This is a genomic window from Weissella diestrammenae (genome assembly GCF_014397255.1).
Lineage (GTDB): Bacteria > Bacillota > Bacilli > Lactobacillales > Lactobacillaceae > Weissella > Weissella diestrammenae.
Map to the genome: position 1 here is coordinate 1,093,247 of NZ_CP060724.1, position 22,407 is coordinate 1,115,653.

Genomic DNA, 22,407 nt, shown 5'->3' on the forward strand with positions numbered 1-22,407 from the left:
TGAGATAATAAACATGTAATCGTTACCATCATTATAAATTAAATCGAAGGTGAATGAAATGGAACTTTTTGAACAACTTTCAACAAAAATTAAAGGTCAAGGGAAAACCTTAGTTTTCCCTGAGGGAGAAGACGTCAGAATTCAAGGTGCGGCCGTACGGTTAGCAGCTGATGGTCTAGCAAAGCCAATTTTATTGGGTAATCGTCAAATGATTGAGCAAGTAGCTAATGATAATCATTTTGATTTACATGCGATTGATATTCTAGACCCAGCAACTTATCCAACGGATGAAAAAGAAGCCATGATTTCAGCCTTGGTGGCGCGTCGGAATGGTAAAACGGATGCAGCGACGGCCGCAAAATGGTTAAAAGATGTGAACTACTTTGGCACAATGCTGGTTTATATGAAACATGCCGATGGGATGGTTTCAGGGGCAACGCATCCGACTGGCGACACTGTTCGGCCAGCCCTACAGATTATTAAAACGATACCTGGTTCGAAACGCATTTCTGGTTCGTTTGTGATGCAACGCGGTGATGAACGGTATATTTTTGCCGATGCGGCGATTAACATTGATTTAGATGCTCAAATAATGGCTGAAATTGCGATTCAATCTGCAAAAACTGCTAAGGTCTTTGGCATTGACCCACAAGTTGCTATGCTCTCATTTTCAACTAAAGGTTCAGCTGCTGCGCCTCAAGTTGATAAGGTCGTAGAAGCAACTAAATTGGCCCATGAAATGGCACCTGATTTAGCTTTAGATGGTGAGTTGCAATTTGACGCTGCCTTCGTTGATGCTGTTGGTGCTTCAAAAGCACCGGGTTCACCCGTTGCTGGACATGCAAATGTTTTTGTATTTCCTGATTTACAATCGGGGAATATCGGCTACAAAATAGCCCAACGTTTGGGTGGCTTTGAAGCTGTTGGCCCAATTTTACAAGGCCTTGCTGCCCCCGTTTCAGACTTGTCACGTGGTGCAAATGAGGAAGATGTATATAAGACTGCCATCATCACGGCAGCGCAAGCATTAGAAAATTAAATGACTTAATTTGGCATGATAAGCATCATGCCTTTTTTGATTGATAAATTGCGTGATTTGAATTTAAGGTTAATTAAGTCAGGGCGAGTAAAATTAGGGCATGTTCTATAAAAATGGTATAATTTGGCTTATGAGAATAATAGTAAAAACAGTCGAAGAAACGCAAGCAATCGCGGGTTTGTTGGCAAAAAACATTCAGCCCGGTGATACAATTTTGTTGAACGGTGATTTAGGTGCTGGCAAAACAACCTTTACACAAGGTTTTGCCAAAGCACTAGGCATTCAACGACCTCTAAAAAGTCCGACCTTTACGCTTGTGCGCGAATATCAAACGATGCGTTTTCCACTCTATCATCTTGATGTCTATCGACTAGGTGAAGAAGGTGGGGCTGATGAATTGGGCCTGGAAGATTATTTTGGCCGTGAGGGCGTGGCATTAATTGAATGGCCGGCATTTATTGCTGATCTTTTACCACAAGACGTGGTAAGTGTGACCTTAGAACGTGTCTTACATGATGAAACAAATCAACAACGCGTCATTGATATTTCTGGCAGTGGTCCGCGCAGCCAATCAATTGTCGCAGCCATGGAGAAGTAAAGTATGACAGCCATCATTCGGCCATTGACCTCAGACGATGCAACTAATTTGTTATTACTAGTGCAGCAATTACAAAATGAATCAGATACCCTGATGTTCAATCAGGATGCAAGCCAAATTGATTCAGCTGATGAAGCTGATAACATTAGCTTTTTGCAGCGTACAACTAATAACGTTTTGTTAGGTATCGTCGATGAAAAATACAATTTATTGGGTGTGGTTTCTGCAACCGCGTTGCCCCACAAACCCCGATCAGCTGAAGTTGGGTTAGCTGTTTTGTCAGCGTATCAAGGACAAAAGTTAGGACAGGCCCTACTTGAAGAATTGATTCGGTGGGCCGTTGACTATAGTACTGTCGACGAATTAGTCCTGACCGTTCAATGTCGCAATGAAGTGGCCAAACACATCTACCAAAAATATGGCTTTATTCAAACATCGTCGACATATTTTGAAGTGACAGATATTCGTGGTATTAAGGTCCAAGCCATTGAAATGGCGTTGAAAATAAAATCAATTGATTAATGGAGTAAGAAGTATGAATTTTATTGCGATGGATTTTGAAACAGCTAGTGCCGTTCGGTCAAGTGCCGTTTCAATGGCGGTTGTTGTTGTTCGAGATAATCAATTAGTGGATGAATTTTATTCATTGATTAATCCGCAAACCACTTTTAATCCAAGAAATATTCAAATCCATGGGATACAACCAGCTGATGTGGTTGATGCGCCTTTATTTCCAGATGTTTGGCAGCAAATTAAGCAGTTTTATACACCTGATCAGCTTGTCATTGCCCATAATGCGCCATTTGATAATGGTGTTTTGCGGGCCACATTAGATCATTATGGTGTCGCAGCACCACACTATTTATCATTAGATACTGTGCGAACATCGCGTCGATTTTATCCTGAATTACCAAATCATCGGTTAAATACAGTGTCATCGGCACTAGGCATCGATTTATTACATCATCATAACGCATTAGATGATACGGTTGCTGCCGCACAAATTTTAGTAACACAAGCAGAACAATTTGGGGTGGATCAAATCAAGCCCTTGGTCAAAGTCATTTAGAGGAGTGCGTAGCGTGATCAACTTAAACCAAAAATTTCCCGGATACGATATTAAGTCACAGGTTAGTTTAGCAAATTATACGAATACCCAAGTGGGCGGAACGGCTGATTGGGCTTTTTGGCCCAGTAGTGTTTCTCATTTACAAGAGGTTTTACAGTGCGCACATGATAATAACATGCCTATCACGGTCATTGGGAATGCATCGAATTTAGTGATTGGTGACGCTGGATTGCGCGGGCTAGTCATTTTCTTAAGTAAGTTATGCCAGATTGAAGTCAGTGGGGAACGCATTACAGCGCAGGCTGGTGCAGCACTGATTGATGTGACAAACGTTGCAATGGCCCATAGTTTGTCGGGAGTTGAATGGGCAGCGGGTATTCCTGGTTCTGTCGGTGGGGCCGTCTATATGAATGCTGGTGCTTATGACGGCTACATCGCACGTTGGATTGATTCCGTTCAAGTTTTAACAGCTGACAATCAAATTAAAGAATTAACCAATGCTGAAATGGCTTTTGATTATCGACAAAGTCGGATTCAAACGAGCGGTGAAGTCATTTTGGGCGCAACATTTAAATTAGTGCCTGGTGATCGAGCTGCGATTGAACAAGCCATGACAGATTTTAATATTCAGCGGGCAACAAAACAGCCGTTGGAATATCCATCTGCTGGATCGGTCTTTAAGCGCCCACCGCATCACTATGCCGGCAAGCTCATTATGGATGCTGGCATGCAAGGTTATACTGTTGGCGGCGCACAGGTCTCAAAGAAACATGCGGGATTTATTGTGAATTTTAACCATGCGACTGCTAGCGACTATATTGCGGTCATTCGGGCAGTACAAGCGCAGGTTAAAGCTAAATTTGATGTGGAATTAGAAACGGAAGTTAAAATTTTAGGTGAATAAACGGTAAATTATCAATAATTTAGGAGTTATTCTATGGATACGTTAGAAGTCATTATCGCCTTAGTTGGCTTAGTCTTGATTGGCAATATGTTGTCGCACTTTATTAAGTCGATTCCGGTTAGTTTGATTCAAATTGGTCTAGGATTACTGGTGGCCATTAGTTTTAATGTTGAAATTAAATTAGAAACGAGTTGGTTTTTATTGCTTTTTATTGCGCCACTATTGTATTCAGATGCATGGCGCTTTCCTAAGCGTGAGCTGTGGGCCTTACGTGGACCGATATTTGGAAATGCGATTTTGTTGGTCGTTATTACCACGGTGCTCGGTGGTCTAATCATCTACCTCATTGTGCCGGAATTGTCATTACCTGTGGCTTTTGCGATTGCCGCGATTCTATCACCAACTGACCCAGTTGCGGTCCAAGCGATTGCTAAAGATGCAAAATTACCAGCTAATGTGCTGCATCTTGTTGCTGGTGAAAGTTTAATCAATGATGCAAGTGGGTTGGTGGCTTTTAAGTTCGCCATTGCGGCGACAGTTGCTGGGACATTTTCATTACTCCATGCGACCGGCGAATTTATTTACATGTCACTCGTGGGGGCACTGGTTGGGGCGTTAATCATCAGTATTTTCAATGCAGCAACGGATTTCTTAGCGGAAAAGGGGGCGCATGATGTTGTGTTTAGTGTGAGTGTGCAATTATTTAGTCCATTTATTATTTATTTAACAGCTGAACACTTTCATGCTTCTGGTGTGATAGCAGTCGTTGTGGCTGCCATCATCGCTAATTTACAAACCAAAACTGACGTCAATTATACTGGAGAATTACATTTAACCGGTATTCAAACTTGGAATATTTTAGGTTATTTGCTTGATGGGACAATCTTCGTCCTTTTGGGGATCGAAATCCCAGTGGCAATGCAAAATTTTGCCGGAGAGACTGGCAAATTATCATTGATGATGGTAACCCTTTATGCTTTTGCGACATGGTTGACCGTTTTTGGTATTCGTGTCTTGTGGACTTATTTCACCCAGTTCGTTCGTCGGCGGACACATCATGACGAAGTATTGTCATGGCGAATTGCAATTGTTTCAGGATTAACAGGTGTTCGTGGTGCCGTCACAATGGCGGGTGTCCTATCGGTACCGTTGTTTATTGCAGACGGTAAGACGCCATTTCCTGAACGTGGCTTGATGCTCTTTATCTCCTCTGCGGTGATTATTATTTCATTATTGGCGGCTGTGATTTTTCTGCCGCTATTAGCTGAAAAGCCGGTCAAACAAAAAGGCACGGCGGCCCCCGTCGCAAAACATATGACTGAGGCGCGCGCGCATATCTATGTTCTGCAATCGGCAGTGCGTGAGATTGAGCAACACCGACGGGAAAATAACCAAACTGTGGCATATGACATTATGTTGCGTTATCAGATGCAAATTCGTCAGATTCAGCTTGAAAATATGAGTATTGATAAATTAAACCCAATGTTAGCCAGTGAGGTGACGATTCGCAGAATTGCACTAACAGCTGAGCGTGATAGTTTACGCCAATTATTAGTCGATGAAAAAATTTCTGAGTTTGTGTATACCAGTGAAGTTCGCCGAATAGACCGCTTGATGAATGACTTAGAACGCATGCATCAAAGGCCATCGCAAAAAGGATCGATGCGCTGCTTGAAAGGATGGTTCTTACGTGGTATTCGTGCCGTTCGTGTTTGGTTAACTGATGAAGAAAACGATAAAGTGCGGGCAGAATATATGATTGCGCAATCTGAAGCAGCGAAGGCTGCAATTACAGCGATTTCTGAGTTTACTAGCCGATCTGATGACCAAGTAAAAAAGATTGATCAGCAGATTGCACATAATTTGGTGATTTCTTATCGTAATCGCATTGAAAAGGCCAAGTGGGTCAAACGTGAGTTTACAGATGTTCAAACTGAAGCGATTAAGATGGCACTTGAAATGATTGGGTTAACTGCACAACGTGAAGCTGTGCAACATCTGTTTGAAGCTCATTTCATTTCCGCTGATACGGGGATGAAATTGCGCCAAGGCATTAATTTTACTGAGGCTGGCTTGTTAACCAAAGAAGCCCACTAATCGCATTTCCATCACGACCATACTGGTCTTAAATATTAAATGGGAGATAATAATGAATTTTGCAAGTGTTTTAAGCAATATTAGTGTCGTCCGCATTATCGATGTCATTTTAGTTTGGTATTTGATATATCGGCTCATGATGCTCATGCGAGGCACAAAAGCGTTCACATTAATTCGTGGTGTAGCCATTGTGATTGTCGTGAAATTAGTTTCTGTGTCAATCGGATTAACGACGATTTCATGGTTGACCGATCAAATTATCAACTGGGGGGCAATTATGTTAGTGATTGTCTTTCAGCCAGAAATTCGTCGCGGTTTAGAACATCTGGGCCGTTCGCAATTTTTCAAGAAACAAAGTCGCGAAGAAGGCTTAGATTTAGTTGAACAATTAGACGAAGCTGTGGTGTACATGTCAAAGCGAAAAATTGGTGCTTTAATCACCATTGAGATGGAGACGGGACTAGAAGAATATATTGAAACTGGGATTAAAATGGATGCACAAATTACTAGTGCACTCTTAATTAATACATTTATTCCTAATACCCCGCTACATGACGGGGCGGTCATCATTAAAGACGACCGGATTGCTGTTGCGGCAGCGTATTTACCTTTGTCTGATAATCCAACGATTCCAAAAGAGCTCGGAACTAGGCACCGAGCGGGTGTCGGTATTTCAGAAGTTACGGATTCTTTGACCATCATTGTTTCAGAGGAAACGGGTGGCATTACTATCACGCGCAATGCAGAATTGATGCAAGATTTAACGCATGATGACTTCTTAAAATACTTGACGGTTCATCTTGTGTCGACGGAGAATAAGGGGTCATGGTTTGACCGATTATTATTCTCAACTTGGTTTAAGCGAAAGGAGCGGTAAGCATGTTTAAAAAAATCGATAAAATTATCTACATTGTTTTTTCATTCATCTTAGCCCTTCTTTTGGCTTTTTACGTTGATAGTACAGTACCAAGTAAGACATCAAAGGTGCAAAATGATACAAGTGGAACAACCAAAAATTTGTTAGGTATTGGCTTGCAAAAGACCGAAACAATGACCATGCCAATTCAATTGAGTGGTATTGATACGAATGAGTACATTGTGATTGGTGTGCCTGAAACAATGGGCATTAAATTAACCGGTCCGACCGCGATGGTGACGACAACAATGAATACGAAAAATTTTCAAATCTATGCCAATTTGAAAGGTTTATCGGATGGTGAGCACTATATCACCTTGAAGGTAAGTGGGTTGAATAAGGATTTAACCTACAAATTAGATCAGACCAAACTTAAAGTTTCGATTTATAAGCGGGCGACGAAAAACTTCACGGTGACACCAACCTTTAATAAAGAAGCGGTTGCTGAAGGCTATGAAGCTGGTGATGCTACATCAAGTGTCACTAGTGCCCAAGTCATTGGGTCTCGAAATGCAGTGGTGCTCGTTGATCGGGTGGTGGCTAATGTGCAATTAAACCGAGATACAAAGGATTCTGTGACTAAAAAGGTCACTTTGCAGGCGTTAGATATCAATGGTAATGCGGTGGACGTAACGATTTCACCAGCTGAAGCAACGGTCAAAATTCCAATCAAAGCTGGTAATGGCAGCAAACAAGTCCCATTAAAAATTAGTACGAAGAATGGTGACGCAAGTAAATTCACCGTTACTGCTAACATCAATGAAGTGACAGTTGCAGGTAAGATGGACGCATTGGAAAAACTCAAGTCAGTTTCTGTCACAGCAGATTTGTCAAATGTGACGGCCGTCACTGAAGAAACTGTCACAATTGCTAGTCCTGATGGTGCATCGACGATTACACCTGGTACAGTAGTGATAACAATTACCCCAAAGAATCCCAGTTGATATAATTCGCATTGATTTGCCGGCCTTTATTACATGATTATTTGGCAAATATGAGATTATTTTGATACAATCTTATTGAAATGGCATGAAAGGAATTTGGGTTCACATTTAAGGAGAAAATGAGATGGTTGATTTACATTATTTTGGTACCGATGGTGTTCGTGGTATCGCAAATCAAGAACTGACACCAGAATTGGCGTTCCGAATTGGACGAACAGCTGGTGCTGTTTTGACACAGCATGCCGAGGGACGTCAACCTCGTGTGTTAGTTGGACGTGATACGCGAATATCTGGCGAAATGTTAGAAAGCGCGCTGATTGCTGGGTTACTCTCAATTGGCATAGAAGTGATGAAATTGGGGGTTATCTCAACCCCTGGAGTTGCCTATTTGGTTCGAGCTGATCAAGCGGATGCCGGCGCACAAATTACTGCATCACACAATCCGGCTGAAGATAATGGGATTAAATTATTTGGGGCTGATGGTTTCAAATTATCTGATGAGATTGAAGCAGAAATTGAAAACCTCTTAGATGCAACAGAAGACACATTACCGAGGCCGGCAGCAGAGGGACTAGGCACAGTAGCCGAATTTCCAGTTGGTGCCGCTAAGTATCTCGCGTTTCTTCAAACGACCATTCCAACGAATTTGGAAGGACTGCATGTTGCAATTGATGCCGCTAATGGTGCCACGAGTAATCTTGTCCCAAGTCTCTTTGCTGATGTTGGGGTGGAATTTGACACCATGGCAACGACCCCTGATGGATTGAATATCAATGCTGGTGTGGGTTCAACCCATCCAGAAACATTAGCAAAATTTGTTTTGGAAAAAAATGCTGACGTTGGGTTAGCTTTTGATGGTGATGGCGACCGTTTGATTGCGGTTGACGAAAAAGGGCAAGTGGTAGATGGTGATCAAATTATGCTCATTACTGGTAAATTCATGCATGAGCGTGGCCGGTTAAAGCAAGATACGATTGTCACAACTGTGATGTCAAATATTGGTATGTATAAAGCCATGGCAGCCAATGGTATTGCATCGGTTAAAACGGCAGTCGGCGACCGGTATGTAGTAGAAGAAATGTTGAAGTCAGGATATAACCTGGGCGGTGAACAATCTGGGCATGTTGTGTTCTTAGATTGGGCAACCACAGGGACGGCATGCTGACTGCGTTGCAATTATTGTACGTGATGAAGATGACAGGACAACCGTTGTCAGAATTGGCGGCCGCTATGACTGTTTATCCACAAAAATTGGTTAATGTTAAAGTACAAGACAAAAAACTCGCATTGGAAAATCAAGCAATTCAAACAATCATTCAACAGGTTGAAGATGAAATGGGCGATGAAGGACGTGTGTTAGTGCGGCCCTCTGGGACACAAAATTTGTTGCGCGTGATGGCAGAGGCACAAACGGACGAGTTGGTGACGGCATACGTTGATCGCATTGTCTCAGTGGTGATGGCTGAAGTTGGAGTGCAAGACAATGACTGATTATCAGATCTTTGATATTGTTGAAGAAATTACTCGTCAAGATGGTACTAAATATCGTGAAATTGGCAATTTGCTGCATAATGGACAAGCTGAATACGCCGCGGAGCAGGGGTTCATTCAAGAAGTGCGGATTATGAAAATCAATATTCCACACTCGGTGAATGTTGAACGTTACGAAGCTTACGTTAACGCTAACTTTGAAATCTATCCAATGGTTGCAATTCCCAAGTGGATTGAGTGGACTAAAACACCAGAAATGGATGAAGCAATTGCGAAGATTTTAATTGAGAATCAACTCTCGTAGTCTTATGGCTGATGTCGGATTTAGCGACGTGCTGCTTGGAAAAATGAAAATTGTGTCTATACAATTGTGGATAGCTTTGATATAATTACGTCAATCTAATATACCTTTTAATTTAGTCCGAGAGGCTAATAAGGGATTTCATTTTTTTGATTGGTCAGGTTTCTTAATTGAAAACCTGACGATTGAATCGAATTTGGAAGACGGTAACCTCTCGGAGGTTACCGTTTTTTTGGTGTCAACACACATAAGGAGATTAACTGTGCAAAATTTTGTCAATATTAATGATCTGGAAAAGCATGAAATTATCGGTTTGATTAAACGTGGACTTGCATTTAAAGCAGGAACAAGCGTACCAACAGTTGCACAGCACATGGTAGCAAATTTATTCTTTGAAAATTCGACTCGGACCAATGTTAGTTTTCAAGTGGCTGAACAGAAATTAGGGTGGCAACAAGTCCGACTTGATCCTGATACCAGTTCAACGCAAAAGGGCGAAAGTTTGAGTGATACCCTCAAGACATTAAAAGCGGTTGGCGTTGATACTGTCGTTATCCGGCATGCGTTGAATGATTGGTATCGACCATTAATTGACGAACAATCTGACCTAATGCCGCATTTAGTTAATGCGGGTGACGGTAATGGTCAACATCCGTCACAAAGTTTACTGGATTTAATGACGATTTATGAAACCTTTGGGCACTTTGAAGGCCTAAAAATACGAATTATTGGTGATTTGGCGCATTCCCGGGTTGCACGCTCGAATGCTGAGGTTTTACACCAATTAGGCGCAGCTGTTTCATTTTCGGGGCCCCAAGCATGGTATCCAGATGATTTCAATCAATTTGGACAATATACGGACTTTGAAACGGACTTAGAGACATTAGACGTTATCATGCTGTTACGTGTGCAACACGAAAGAATTTCATCAGTTGAGAACGCAAACTTCTCACTTGTTGATTATCATCAAACTTATGGGTTGACTAAGGCACGGTATGAGTTGCTTAAAGCACAGGCCATAATCATGCATCCCGCCCCTGTTAATCGAGGGGTTGAAATCGATACGGACTTGGTCGAGGCGCCAAAATCTCGCATTTTTGCCCAAATGACCAATGGCGTTTATGCACGGATGGCGATTCTTGATGCGCTAGACCTGACGACATCGAATTTGAACACAATAAATTTAAAATAGAGGTAAGAAACGATGACCAAATTATTAATCCGACAGGCAAAATTACTCGTTAGTGGTAATGAGTGTGTCATCCGGGATGTGCTAATTAATGCCGGTAAAATTGACGCCATTGCGCCTGAGATAACAGTCACGGTCGATCGAACGATTGACGCCGAGGGAGCACTCTTATTGCCAGGTCTGATTGATGTCCATGTCCATTTTCGCGAACCTGGATTTACACATAAAGAAACGATTCTCACCGGTTCAAAAGCGGCAGCGCATGGTGGCTTTACAACCGTTGCAGCTATGCCAAATCTCAACCCAACGCCTTCAACTGTTGCGACCTTCAAAGCGGTTCAAGCCCAGAATACGCGCGATGGTGTTGTGCATATTGAGCAGTTTGCCACCATTTCAAATGGACTGGTCAGTCAGGAAGTTGACGATTTAACGGCATTAGCTGATGCGGGCGCAGTTGCATTTACAAATGATGGAAAAGGGGTACAAACAGCGGCTACAATGCTTGAAGCCATGCGCTTGGCAGCTGCAGTGGATAAACCGATTGTCACGCACCTGGAAGATGAAAGTTTGATGCAAAATGGCGTAATGAATTTAGGCGTCCGTGCGGCTGAACTCAAGCTACCAGGGATTGACCCATTAGCTGAGTCGAGTCAATTAGCGCGCGATTTAATGTTGGTTGACGCAACTCGTGCTCGCTATCATGTGGCCCATATTTCGACGCGTTCAGCTGTTAATTTAGTGCGGTTGGCCAAGCGAGTTGGACTGCCTGTGACCGCAGAAGTGTCACCACATCACCTACTCTTAGATGAAACTGACATTCCAGGTGATAATGCGCAATATAAAATGAACCCGCCCCTTAGGACACCTGATGATCGGGCCGCTGTTATCGCTGGCCTGTTGGACGGTACGATTGATATGGTTGCAACGGATCATGCACCACATGCCGAAGCGGAAAAAAATCAGGGCTTTTTAAAATCAGCGATGGGCATTGTTGGTATTGAAAGCAGCTTTCAGTTGATTTATACCCATTTTGTGCGAACAGGAATTGCGACTTTATCGCAAGTGGTCGCATGGATGATTGAAAATCCAGCGCGTGCTTTCGCGTTATCAGCACCGACAACAATTGCAGTTGGTCAAGTTGCCGATTTAGCCTTGTTTGATTTGGAAAAGCCATACGTTATTGACAGCGCTGATTTCTTGTCGAAAGGCAAAAACACCCCATTTATTGGTCAAACAGTTTATGGTCAAACGCAATTGACAGTTGTCGCTGGTGAAATTGTATATGAGCGGTAGTTTAGCCATTACGATAGTCAAAAGTTAATCAAACATGATTGAAAATGAAAGGTGCGATACGATGCAACGATATTTGGTGTTAGAAAATGGGTCAATCTATGAGGGTGAAGCCTTTGGTGCGGCAAAAATGGTGACAGGGGAATTAGTCTTCAATACTGGTATGACTGGTTATCAAGAGTCGTTAACTGATTTGTCGTATCACGGACAAATTTTAATGTTTACGTACCCATTAATCGGTAATTATGGCATTAATCGTGATGATTTTGAATCACTTCAACCAGCTGCAACTGCGCTGGTAGTTCGTGAAGTTGCACGACGGCCAGCTAATTGGCGGAGTCAAATGTCGTTAGCAGAATGGGCCGAGAAAATGGATTTACCAGGTATCTCGGGGGTGGATACGCGTGCGTTAACGCGTGAATTGCGGGAACATGGTGTGATGAAAGCCATATTGGTTGATGCTAATCCAGAGGCAGCGGTAGCGACTTTAAAAGCAACTGATTTATCTGAATCACAGGTCTTAGAAGTGACCGCTAAATCGCCATATGTTAATCCAACGGCGGGCATTTCAATTGCCTTAATTGATTTTGGACTGAAACACTCAATTTTAAGGGCATTGGCCAAACGTGGCGTAAATGTCATGGTTTTCCCAGCAACGGTGACAGCTCAGACGATTATTGATGCTAATCCTGATGGTATTTTGCTATCGAATGGCCCAGGAGATCCAGAGTCTGTGGCTTTCGTATTACCTGTCATTAGAGAATTACAAGCACACTTTCCGTTGATGGGGATTTGTTTAGGCCATCAGCTCTTTGCAATGGCTAATGGTGCTAAAACTTATAAGTTAAAATTTGGTCATCGTGGATTTAATCATGCGGTCTTACAGCGTCGTACTGGCAAAATCGATTTCACTTCTCAAAATCATGGCTATGCTGTCGATCCAAAGTCGCTAACTGAAACGGATTTAGAAATCACCCATGAAGAGATTAATGATCACACCATTGAAGGTTTAGCGCTAAAAGGCCATGCGGCCTTCTCGGTGCAATTTCATCCAGATGCAGCTCCAGGGCCACATGATGCGGAATATTTATTTGATGATTTTATTGCCCTAATTCAAGCGAGTCAGAAAGGATTAACTCATGCCGAAGCGAAATGATATTCAAAAAATATTAGTAATTGGGTCTGGACCAATTGTGATTGGACAAGCAGCTGAATTTGATTATTCAGGCACACAAGCGGCCATGGCCTTGAAAGAAGAGGGGTATACGGTTGTTTTAGTCAATTCGAATCCGGCAACGATTATGACTGACGTTGAGATGGCAGATAAGGTTTACATTGAACCTTTGTCACTGGCGTTTATCAAACGCATTTTGCGGCAAGAACGGCCTGATGCAATCTTGCCGACTTTGGGTGGTCAGACGGGATTGAATCTTGCTAAGGCCTTGGCAGAAGATGGCATTTTGGACGCGATGCAAATCGAACTTTTAGGAACCAAACTCTCTGCAATTGAAGAAGCTGAAGACCGAGAAGCCTTTAAGGCGTTAATGACCCGTTTGAATGAACCGATTCCAGAGTCACAAATTGCGACGACTTGTGAAGAGGCAATGGCCTTTGCAGCAAGTAATGGGTATCCGGTCATTGTTCGACCTGCTTATACTTTAGGTGGCACAGGCGGGGGAATTGCCAATAATGCTGATGAACTTGCCGAAATCGCAACGAATGGGCTGGAACTTTCACCCGTGACACAGGTGCTCATTGAACAATCGATTGCTGGTTATAAAGAAATTGAATTTGAAGTGATGCGTGATGCGAATGATAACGCATTGATTGTGGCCTCGATGGAAAATTTTGATCCGGTTGGAATTCATACGGGTGATTCCATTGTGGTGGCGCCAGTTCAAACTTTGTCCGACCGTGAATATCAGATGTTACGTGACGCGGCGTTGAAGATTATTCGGGCACTAAAAATTGAAGGTGGCGTTAATATTCAAATGGCTTTGGATCCTAAGTCATATCGGTATGACATCATTGAAGTCAATCCACGTGTTTCACGCTCGTCGGCCTTGGCTTCTAAAGCAACTGGTTATCCGATTGCTAAAATGGCAGCTAAAATTGCCGTTGGCCTACGCTTAGATGAAATCGTCAATCCCGTTACAGGCACAACAATGGCTGAATTTGAACCAGCTTTAGATTATGTGATTGCAAAGATCCCACGGTTTCCATTTGATAAATTCGTGACTGCCGACCGTCATTTAGGAACTCAGATGAAAGCAACTGGCGAAGTCATGGCCATCGGTCGTAATCTTGAGGAAGCATTAAACAAAGCGGTTCGTTCGTTAGAAATTGGCGTGATTGGATTACATGAGTTGAACTATGCAGATCAAACCACGGATGCATTGCTAGCACAAATTATGCCTGTTCAAGACGATCGCTTGTTTGTCTTGACTGAGTTATTGCGGCGGGGCATATCGATTGAACAAATCAATCAGAGGACGCAAATTGATTTGTTTTTTCTCGACAAGTTATTGCATATTGTCGAAATTGAAAAGCAGTTAAAGGCGCACCACGATGATTTAACGGTCTTAAGAATGGCCAAGCGATACGGATTTGCAGATGCAACCATTGCAGACTTTTGGCATACCGACGCCAAACTGCTTCGTGAGACACGACAACGTGCGGGGTTGTTACCAGTTTATAAAATGGTTGATACGGTCGCAGCCGAGTTTGAATCACAAACGCCTTATTATTATTCAACTTATGAAAAAGAAAATGAATCCCAAAAAAGTGATCGCGAGTCAGTTTTGGTACTCGGTTCGGGTCCAATTCGGATTGGTCAGGGGGTCGAATTTGATTATGCGACGGTTCATGCGGTCAAAGCCATTCAGGCTGCTGGCCATGAAGCGATTATTATGAATTCAAATCCCGAAACCGTTTCAACTGATTTTTCAGTCTCTGACAAACTATACTTTGAACCATTGACACTAGAAGATGTCTTAAATGTCATTGATTTAGAGCAACCTCGTGGCGTTGTCGTGCAATTTGGAGGCCAAACTGCGATTAATTTGGCAGCACCATTGATGGCAGCTGGTGTTGATATTCTAGGGACATCGGTGGCAGATTTAAATCGTGCTGAAGACCGAGAAGCCTTTGACCAAGTGATTAAGGCTTTGGACTTGCCACAACCACGAGGTAAGACAGCGACGACCGTGGCGCAAGCAATCGCTGCCGCTGATGAAGTGGGTTATCCGGTTTTGATTCGACCATCGTATGTGCTTGGTGGTCGCGCGATGGAAATTGTGACCAATGCGGCTGAACTGCAAGACTATATGCAACGTGCAGTCAAGGTGTCTAATGACCATCCAGTTTTGATTGATTCATATTTACAAGGAGATGAGGCCGAGGTTGATGTTTTGTCTGACGGTGAAACAATTATTATTCCCGGGTTAATGGAACATATTGAGCGTGCAGGGGTTCACTCAGGTGATTCAATGTCAGTTTATCCGACTCAAACCTTGTCTGAAAAAGTCAAGCAAGAAATGGTGACGGCATCAATTAATTTAGCTCAAGCACTCAAGACAATTGGCATGATGAATATTCAATTTGTAATTCACGAAGATAGAGCGTATGTCATTGAAGTGAATCCACGTGCTTCGCGGACTGTGCCGTTCATTTCAAAAGTGACCCATACACCACTAGCTCAATTGGCGACAAGGGTGATGTTAGGTGAAAAATTAGCCGACTTAGGATATGAAACGGGTGTCTTACCAGAAAATGATCAGGTCCATGTTAAGGCGCCAGTGTTCTCATTTACAAAATTACCGGATGTTGATTCGCTTTTAGGACCTGAAATGAAGTCAACCGGTGAAGTGATGGGGTCAGATGAAACCTTTGAAAAGGCATTATATAAGGCCTTCGTCGCAGCGAATGTGAATATTCCTAGCTTTGGGCGTGTCCTGTTCACAGTTGCCGACGCTGATAAAGTTGAGGCGGCTAAGTTAGCCACACGCTTTGCAAAACAAGGTTTTGAAATTGTTGCCACAGCCGGGACGGGTGACTATTTCAATGCACACGGCTTAGAGGTGTCGATTTTGGATAAAATTTCTGAATCTAATCAAAATCCAGTGACCGCATTACAAGCAGGCTCGATTCAGTTGGTTGTTAATACAACGCGTCCAGATGGGTCGACCGAATCCGATGGACGAGCGATTCGGAATGCAGCAATTGAAAACGCAGTCCCACTCTTTACGGCATTTGATACGGTTGACGCGTTGTTGTCAGTCTTAGAAATGCAGGGCTTTGGTGTCACGGCAATGTCATAAAATCGCATGAACGTGAAAACAAGGGCATCACTAAGCGCTATGAATTTATAATGAGGAGAGAATAAATATGGCAGATAATCGATTAGCAGTCAGTTTACCTGGATTAGCGTTAAAAAATCCATTAATGCCATCATCAGGTGCATTTTATTATGGCTTGGATCATTTAAATGACTTTGATTTAAATCAACTAGGCGCATTAGTTTTGAAGACAACCACGGTCACTGAACGGGGTGGAAATCCACAACCTTGGGTGATTACAACGCAAGCTGGGCCATTGAATTCAGTGGGGTTAGCCAATCCAGGTTTGAAAAAGGTACAGAAAAATTTCTTGCCACAATTGGAAAAAGCTTTGCCTGATTTACCAGTCATGATTTCAATTGCTGGGGAAACGGTGAGTGAATACGTGACATTAGCGACTGCTTTTGAAAAAGACACTTATCTTAAGGCACTTGAAATCAATCTGTCATGCCCCAATGTTGACCGTGGTGGACTTGAATTTGGCGTAGATCCAGCAACGGCGGCTGAGGTTATTGCTGCAGTTAGAGCAGTCACGACAAAAGCCATCTATGCTAAGCTATCACCAAATGTGACTGATATTCGGCCAATTGCACAAGCAGTGGAAGCGGCTGGCGCTGATGGCATTGTAGTAATTAATACCGTCGTAGGCATGAGCTTGGATCTTCAAAAGCGTCAGGTACGGTTATTCCGCGGAATTGGTGGTTTGTCGGGGTCCGCGATTCATCCGATTGCAGTGCGAATGGTTTATGAAGTTGCCTCAGTCGTTTCAATTCCAATTATTGGCGTGGGTGGCATTCAGACGATTGATGATGCATTGGAATTATTATTAGCAGGAGCGAGTGCAGTGCAAGTTGGGGTGGCTAATGCGGCGAATCCAATGTTATTAGCGCAATTAGTGGCTGAATTGCCAGGTGCGTTAGATCGATATGGCTTTGAATCGGTTGCTACCGTAACCAAAGCGCTTAAACCCTTACCACAAACGGTCAGTGAGTGGTTACCAAATGAGGAGTAAGCAATGACAAATGAACCGGTCTTTATTGCCTTAGATTTTGAGAATGAACGCTTGGCTTGGCAATTCTTGGAACAGTTTGGTACACAACGGCCAGCGGTTAAAGTTGGAATGGAATTGTTTTATGTTGCTGGTCCGGCATTTATTCGGGCGCTAAAAACTGCTGGGTATGTTGTTTTCTTAGATTTAAAAATGTATGACATTCCAAATACAGTGGGAAAAGCGACGCAAAATATTGCCGGGTTAGGCGTTGATTATCTCACGGTGCATGCTGCTGGTGGTGAGCGGATGATGCGTGCAGCTGCATTAGGGGCAAGGAATGGCCAGAAGGTGAATCAATCGCCGCTAAAAATTTTGGCCATTACGCAATTGACGTCATTTTCAAATGCTGAGATGCAGGCGACTCAGTTGATATCAGTGCCGTTATCAGAATCGGTTTTGCATCTAGCAAAATTAGCCGAAAAATCTGGGTTAGCTGGTGTTATATCATCTGCGCATGAGTCACGCGCCATACATCAAGTGACGCGTGCAGATTTTCTATCAGTGACGCCGGGAATTCGCTTTATTGATGACGATCAAGGTGACCAGCAACGTATCACGACACCTGCAAAGGCAAAACAATTGGGTGCCGATGGTCTTGTAATTGGTCGATCAATTACTGGGGCTAAAGACCCGGTCGTAGCCTACTACCGGGCATTACAAAATTACCATGAAGGAGATGAATCATGACATATCAAGATGCGGTTGCTCAGGGATTGCTCGAAATTGGTGCGGTTAAATTACAGCCAGCGCAACCATTTACATGGGCTTCAGGCTTAAAAAGTCCAATTTACACTGATAATCGGTTAACAATTGCATTTCCCAAGGTGCGACAAATCATTATTAACGGCTTAGTGGCATTAATAAAACGCCAATACCCGGACGCGCAAGTGATTGGTGGCGTTGCGACGGCTGGTATTCCACATGCGGCTTGGGTGGCGCAAGCCTTAGATTTACCGATGATTTATGTTCGATCAAAGCCAAAAGATCATGGGGCGGGGCAACAAATTGAAGGCCAATTATTACCGGGTCAAAAGGTTGTTTTGATTGATGATTTGATTTCGACCGGTGGTTCAGTTTTAGGCGCCGTTGCGGCCACACGTGCGGCACAAGGGGATGTCTTGGGTGTCGTGTCGATTTTTTCATATGATTTATCGGCTGCCGATGATAATTTTAAGCAAGCAGCTACAGATTTCACGCCACTTACGACCTATTCTGTCTTAATTGAAACGGCGGCCCGGCTCGGCTTGATTTCGGCTGAAGAATTGCAAATCTTACAAACGTGGCGGCAAGACCCAGGACATTGGCAAACTGTTGATTTATCTGAACACTAAAACATCTAATTTTTAATCAAATGACTAACTTTGAGACCGTGAAACTGACTGGTGCTCGAAGTTTTTTTATTGCTTGAAAATTAAACTTGTTGCGGTCATATCGAGACTTTAACCGATTATATTGCCGGTGTATCCTGAGGGTGTGGGTTATAAATGCCTGCTTTTTTTGTTATGATAGTACAAGATATATTCACGAAAGGGGAGCCACATGAACGTAGGGATTTTTACTGACACATATTTTCCACAGTTGTCAGGTGTTGCCACCTCAATTGAAACGCTTCGCAAACAACTAGAAGCAAACGGTCATCAAGTTTACATTTTCACGTCAACTGATCCTAATGCACCAGAAAAAGGTGACGAGCCAAATGTGTATCGTTTTGCGAGCCTGCCGTTTATGGGCTTTAAAGAACGACGCATTGCATACCGGGGGGCGATTCAAGCCCAATTAATTGCTAAGAAGCTAAAATTAGATATCGTGCATACACAAACTGAGTTTTCCTTAGGCTTGATTGGTAAGTCCGTGGCACGGGCTATGCATATTCCAGTTGTTCATACTTATCATACGAATTATGAAGATTACACGCACTATGTTTTTAATGGTCGCATTATCCGTCCCGGTGGGGTCGCAATGATTATGCGTGGTTATTCTCGAGGCTTAACTGGTTTAGTGGCGCCTTCAGAACAGACACGCGAACAATTGCTTGAATATGGTATCAAAGCCCCGATTGAAATTATCCCAACAGGTGTTAAGGTCCAACATACAACCGATGAGGACCAAAGTGTTGCTTTGCGTCAGTCATTGGGACTGGCCCCTGATGCATTGGTTATGCTGTCATTGGGTCGCATTGCCTTTGAGAAAAATATTGAGGCTGTCTTAGAAACATTTGCAGACATTTTAGATGATCTCCCTGAAGCCCGCCTAATTATTGCTGGAGACGGTCCAGCCGAACAGGCAATTCAAGACCATGCAGCGGCTTTGGAAATTATGGATAAAGTGATTTTCACGGGCTACGTTTCACATGATAAAGCATACAGCTACTATTGTTTGGCTGATGTCTTTGTTTCGGCATCGGAGAGTGAAACCCAGGGGTTAACGTATATTGAGGCGATGACGGCAAATACGCCTGTGGTTGCGATTAATAGCCCTTATCTTGATACTGTCGTGACGGATGAAAATATTGGTACATTGGTGCGCAATGTTTACGAATTAACAGCACCAGTTGAAAAGTATTTGCTTGCGGCCCAAGCACAACAAGTCTTGGGTAACCCTGATATTCGTGAAACGATTTTACATGAAATTGATGAACGAACATTTGGTGCACGCATCATTGCCTTTTATCAAGAAGCGATTGCCGTTTATCATGAAGAAGAGGATCTTGAAGCAGCAGAAGATGCCGACGCAGAATATGCCCGGACCTTTGTGCTACGTAATCCATTTAGAAGGAATCATAATGCTTAAAATAACTATGTTTTCATCGGCTGAAACCGTTCCTGGACAAGGTGTCGGGTCAGCCTATCGTGAATTGGTGAACTTACTCACCGATAAGTTTACGCAACAAATGCAGTTAAAGTTTAATTCGTTAAAGCGCGCTGATATTAGTCATTACCATACGATTGACTTTTGGTTTTATCTGAATACGTTTTTACCCGGACGTGGACGTAAAATTGGGTATGTTCACTTTTTACCTGAAACCCTAGAAGGGTCAATTACCTTACATGCCCCAGTTAAAAATATTTTTTATTGGTATGTTATGGCTTTTTATAAACGAATGGATCATATCGTTGTCGTTAATCCTACGTTTATCGATAAATTAGTGGCAAATGGCGTGGCGCGTGAGAAAATCTCCTACATTCCAAACTTTGTTTCTAAGACACGTTTTTACCCTGAGTCACAAGCAGAAAAAGCTGCTTTTCGACAAAAAAAAGGGTATCAACCATCAGATTATATCGTTTTAGGTGTTGGCCAAATTCAAGAGCGTAAAGGTGTGTTTGATTTTATTGAGCTGGCAAAAGCCAATCCTGAATGGTCGTTTATTTGGACCGGGGGTTCTCTTTTGGAAGTATTACGTCTGGGTATGATGAGCTAAAAAAAGTCGTTGATAACCCACCGGCTAACTTATATTTCCCAGGTATTGTGGATCGAGATGAAATGAATGCTTATTACAATATGGCCGATACATTTTTATTGCCAAGTTTTAATGAGCTGTTTCCAATGTCAGCCTTAGAAGCATTTAGTACTGGTACACCAACAATTTTAAGAGATTTAACGCTGTATCAAGCGATTATTGCTGGTTATTACTTGCCGGCATCTGACCGCGCAGCAATGCAAAAACAACTTGAAGCATTAAATGGAGATCCTGATTTAAGGACTACCATGATTCAAGCAGCATTAGAAGCGTCTGAACGCTATTCAGCTGAAAATGTGGCAAAAATCTGGGAGAAGTTCTATTTTGAACAAGCCAATGCGGGAAGGTAACTAATATGACAAGAAAAAATAGCTTTATTTTCGTTCTCATGTTGCTGCTTGGTGGTGGCATATTTTACTTTTCAATGCGGCATGTTGATTCAAAAGCTTTTATTCAGTCAATTCATACGGCAAATTGGTGGTGGTTACTTGTTGCGCTGGGTGCGATGATTGTTTATCTCTTGTTAGAAGCCGTTGTAGTTAAAATTTTTGTTGATACTGAACACGAAAAAATTAGTTGGCGGGCGGCAATTCGCGTCCCACTAGTTGAACAATTAGGAAATGGGATTACGCCCTTTGCTACTGGTGGGCAACCAATGCAAATGATTGCATTAGCGCAAGCTGGAATTGATATTGGTCGCTCAGGCTCAATTTTATTGATGAAGTTTGTGGTTTATCAAGGTATGATTGTGATTAACTTTGTTATCGCATTATTAATTGGCTTTAACTATATCGCCGATAAATTGAATCAAATGGCTTTGTTGGTCATTATTGGATTTTTGATTCATTTTGCCGTGATTGTTACTTTATTGTTGGTGATGTATTGGCCAGCATTTACTGATCGCCTGACTACGCTAATTTTGGCCCCGGTTAAATGGTTCAATCCTAAAAAGCATGAACAGTGGTTAGCCACGACACGTGAAAAAATTGATAATTTTCATGCTGAAAGCTATCGTATGAGTCGGCGCTGGGGCGCCATGGGCAAAGCAATTGGTGTGACTTTTGTCCAATTAGCTTTGTACTATGCAATTCCATATTTTATTTTGTTAGCTTTAGGTCAAACTCATGCAAGTTTTATTTTTGTCATGTCACTCCATATTTTAATTGTCATGGTGATTTCGCTATTCCCAATTCCGGGTGGCGCGGGTGGTGCTGAAGCAAGTTTTTCAATGCTTTTTAGTAGTTTCTTGCCTAACGCAGCAACATTGGTGTTGGCGATGCTGATTTGGCGTCTCATCACTTATTATTTTGGTATGTTTGCCGGCATTATTGCTTTTAATGTTTCGGCTAGAAAGAGGACAAAATGAGCCGAGAAAGTGAATTAGTTAAAATCATTAAACGGCTTGAATCAATGACGTTGGACCAAAATAGCGAATTTCAAGAACGCCATTTTGATATGTTTGGCGTCAATGTGTTGACCGTCCTGTACGATCAACCTTCGCATACATTTGCGGTGTATGGTGGTCGAGACGATAGTCGACGCTTTGCGTTCGATAATTTAGATGCATTAGCAATTGATATTTATGAGACGTTAGCTGATTTTAAAGCTGTATTTTAAGGTTATTTTATTGTTACACATTATACTAAGTAGATTAGACCAGTCCGCCTTGTGTGATAATGTCAGGTAGCCTGCGATTGTATAAATAATTAATGAATGACAAATTT

At 42.6% G+C, this 22,407-nt stretch carries 19 protein-coding genes and 2 pseudogenes; all 21 read left to right on the forward strand.

The features are described from left to right. The first annotated feature begins 58 nt into the window (after window positions 1-58). Window positions 59-1,039: a phosphate acetyltransferase gene (gene pta / locus H9L19_RS05355; RefSeq protein WP_187528669.1), complete on the forward strand. Its 981-nt coding sequence runs from the start codon at window positions 59-61 to the stop codon at window positions 1,037-1,039. Window positions 1,040-1,169: 130 nt separating this feature from the next. Further along, a complete protein-coding gene (gene tsaE / locus H9L19_RS05360; RefSeq protein WP_187528670.1) occupies window positions 1,170-1,637 on the forward strand; it encodes a tRNA (adenosine(37)-N6)-threonylcarbamoyltransferase complex ATPase subunit type 1 TsaE in 468 nt (155 codons plus the stop codon). Window positions 1,638-1,640: 3 nt separating this feature from the next. Beyond that, window positions 1,641-2,159 (forward strand): GNAT family N-acetyltransferase, encoded by a 519-nt coding sequence (locus tag H9L19_RS05365; protein ID WP_187528671.1) that lies wholly within the window; start codon window positions 1,641-1,643, stop codon window positions 2,157-2,159. Between the two features lie 13 nt (window positions 2,160-2,172). Then, window positions 2,173-2,706 (forward strand): 3'-5' exonuclease, encoded by a 534-nt coding sequence (locus tag H9L19_RS05370; protein WP_187528672.1) that lies wholly within the window; start codon window positions 2,173-2,175, stop codon window positions 2,704-2,706. Window positions 2,707-2,719: 13 nt separating this feature from the next. Next, complete coding sequence (gene murB, locus H9L19_RS05375) at window positions 2,720-3,610, forward strand: UDP-N-acetylmuramate dehydrogenase (protein WP_187528673.1); 891 nt, start codon at window positions 2,720-2,722, stop codon at window positions 3,608-3,610. Between the two features lie 33 nt (window positions 3,611-3,643). Further along, window positions 3,644-5,707 (forward strand): cation:proton antiporter, encoded by a 2,064-nt coding sequence (locus H9L19_RS05380; RefSeq protein WP_187528674.1) that lies wholly within the window; start codon window positions 3,644-3,646, stop codon window positions 5,705-5,707. Window positions 5,708-5,759: 52 nt separating this feature from the next. Beyond that, complete coding sequence (gene cdaA, locus H9L19_RS05385; RefSeq protein WP_187528675.1) at window positions 5,760-6,584, forward strand: diadenylate cyclase CdaA; 825 nt, start codon at window positions 5,760-5,762, stop codon at window positions 6,582-6,584. A gap of 2 nt (window positions 6,585-6,586) precedes the next feature. Then, window positions 6,587-7,567, forward strand: a complete 981-nt coding sequence (locus H9L19_RS05390) for a CdaR family protein (RefSeq protein WP_187528676.1) — start codon at window positions 6,587-6,589, stop codon at window positions 7,565-7,567. Between the two features lie 124 nt (window positions 7,568-7,691). Beyond that, window positions 7,692-9,058 (forward strand): annotated as a pseudogene (gene glmM / locus H9L19_RS05395) (phosphoglucosamine mutase). Further along, window positions 9,051-9,362, forward strand: a complete 312-nt coding sequence (locus H9L19_RS05400; protein ID WP_187528677.1) for a hypothetical protein — start codon at window positions 9,051-9,053, stop codon at window positions 9,360-9,362. Before glmM ends, H9L19_RS05400 begins: the two are co-directional and overlap by 8 nt. A gap of 259 nt (window positions 9,363-9,621) precedes the next feature. Beyond that, the gene (locus tag H9L19_RS05405; RefSeq protein WP_187528678.1) at window positions 9,622-10,551 is read left to right on the forward strand and encodes an aspartate carbamoyltransferase catalytic subunit; all 930 of its coding nucleotides are present in this window, start codon (window positions 9,622-9,624) and stop codon (window positions 10,549-10,551) included. A 12-nt stretch (window positions 10,552-10,563) separates the two neighbouring features. After that, window positions 10,564-11,841 carry a dihydroorotase gene (locus H9L19_RS05410; protein ID WP_187528679.1) on the forward strand — a complete coding sequence of 426 codons (1,278 nt, stop codon included), beginning with the start codon at window positions 10,564-10,566 and terminating at the stop codon, window positions 11,839-11,841. A 61-nt stretch (window positions 11,842-11,902) separates the two neighbouring features. After that, window positions 11,903-12,994: a carbamoyl phosphate synthase small subunit gene (locus tag H9L19_RS05415; protein ID WP_187528680.1), complete on the forward strand. Its 1,092-nt coding sequence runs from the start codon at window positions 11,903-11,905 to the stop codon at window positions 12,992-12,994. Continuing rightward, complete coding sequence (gene carB, locus H9L19_RS05420; protein WP_187528681.1) at window positions 12,978-16,157, forward strand: carbamoyl-phosphate synthase large subunit; 3,180 nt, start codon at window positions 12,978-12,980, stop codon at window positions 16,155-16,157. The genes H9L19_RS05415 and carB overlap by 17 nt, the downstream gene beginning before the upstream one ends. A gap of 67 nt (window positions 16,158-16,224) precedes the next feature. Next, window positions 16,225-17,187, forward strand: a complete 963-nt coding sequence (locus tag H9L19_RS05425) for a dihydroorotate dehydrogenase (RefSeq protein ID WP_187528682.1) — start codon at window positions 16,225-16,227, stop codon at window positions 17,185-17,187. A gap of 3 nt (window positions 17,188-17,190) precedes the next feature. Further along, entirely contained in the window at window positions 17,191-17,913 is a 723-nt protein-coding gene (gene pyrF / locus H9L19_RS05430; RefSeq protein ID WP_187528683.1) for an orotidine-5'-phosphate decarboxylase, read from the forward strand. Beyond that, complete coding sequence (pyrE, locus tag H9L19_RS05435; RefSeq protein ID WP_276509308.1) at window positions 17,907-18,557, forward strand: orotate phosphoribosyltransferase; 651 nt, start codon at window positions 17,907-17,909, stop codon at window positions 18,555-18,557. The genes pyrF and pyrE overlap by 7 nt, the downstream gene beginning before the upstream one ends. 208 nt (window positions 18,558-18,765) lie before the next feature. Beyond that, entirely contained in the window at window positions 18,766-20,016 is a 1,251-nt protein-coding gene (locus H9L19_RS05440; RefSeq protein WP_187528685.1) for a glycosyltransferase family 4 protein, read from the forward strand. After that, window positions 20,009-21,033: pseudogene (locus tag H9L19_RS05445) on the forward strand (glycosyltransferase family 4 protein). Before H9L19_RS05440 ends, H9L19_RS05445 begins: the two are co-directional and overlap by 8 nt. Before the next feature lie 5 nt (window positions 21,034-21,038). Then, entirely contained in the window at window positions 21,039-22,049 is a 1,011-nt protein-coding gene (locus H9L19_RS05450; protein ID WP_187528686.1) for a lysylphosphatidylglycerol synthase transmembrane domain-containing protein, read from the forward strand. Continuing rightward, entirely contained in the window at window positions 22,046-22,300 is a 255-nt protein-coding gene (locus tag H9L19_RS05455) for a DUF1797 family protein (protein ID WP_187528687.1), read from the forward strand. Before H9L19_RS05450 ends, H9L19_RS05455 begins: the two co-directional genes overlap by 4 nt. Window positions 22,301-22,407: the final 107 nt, after the last annotated feature.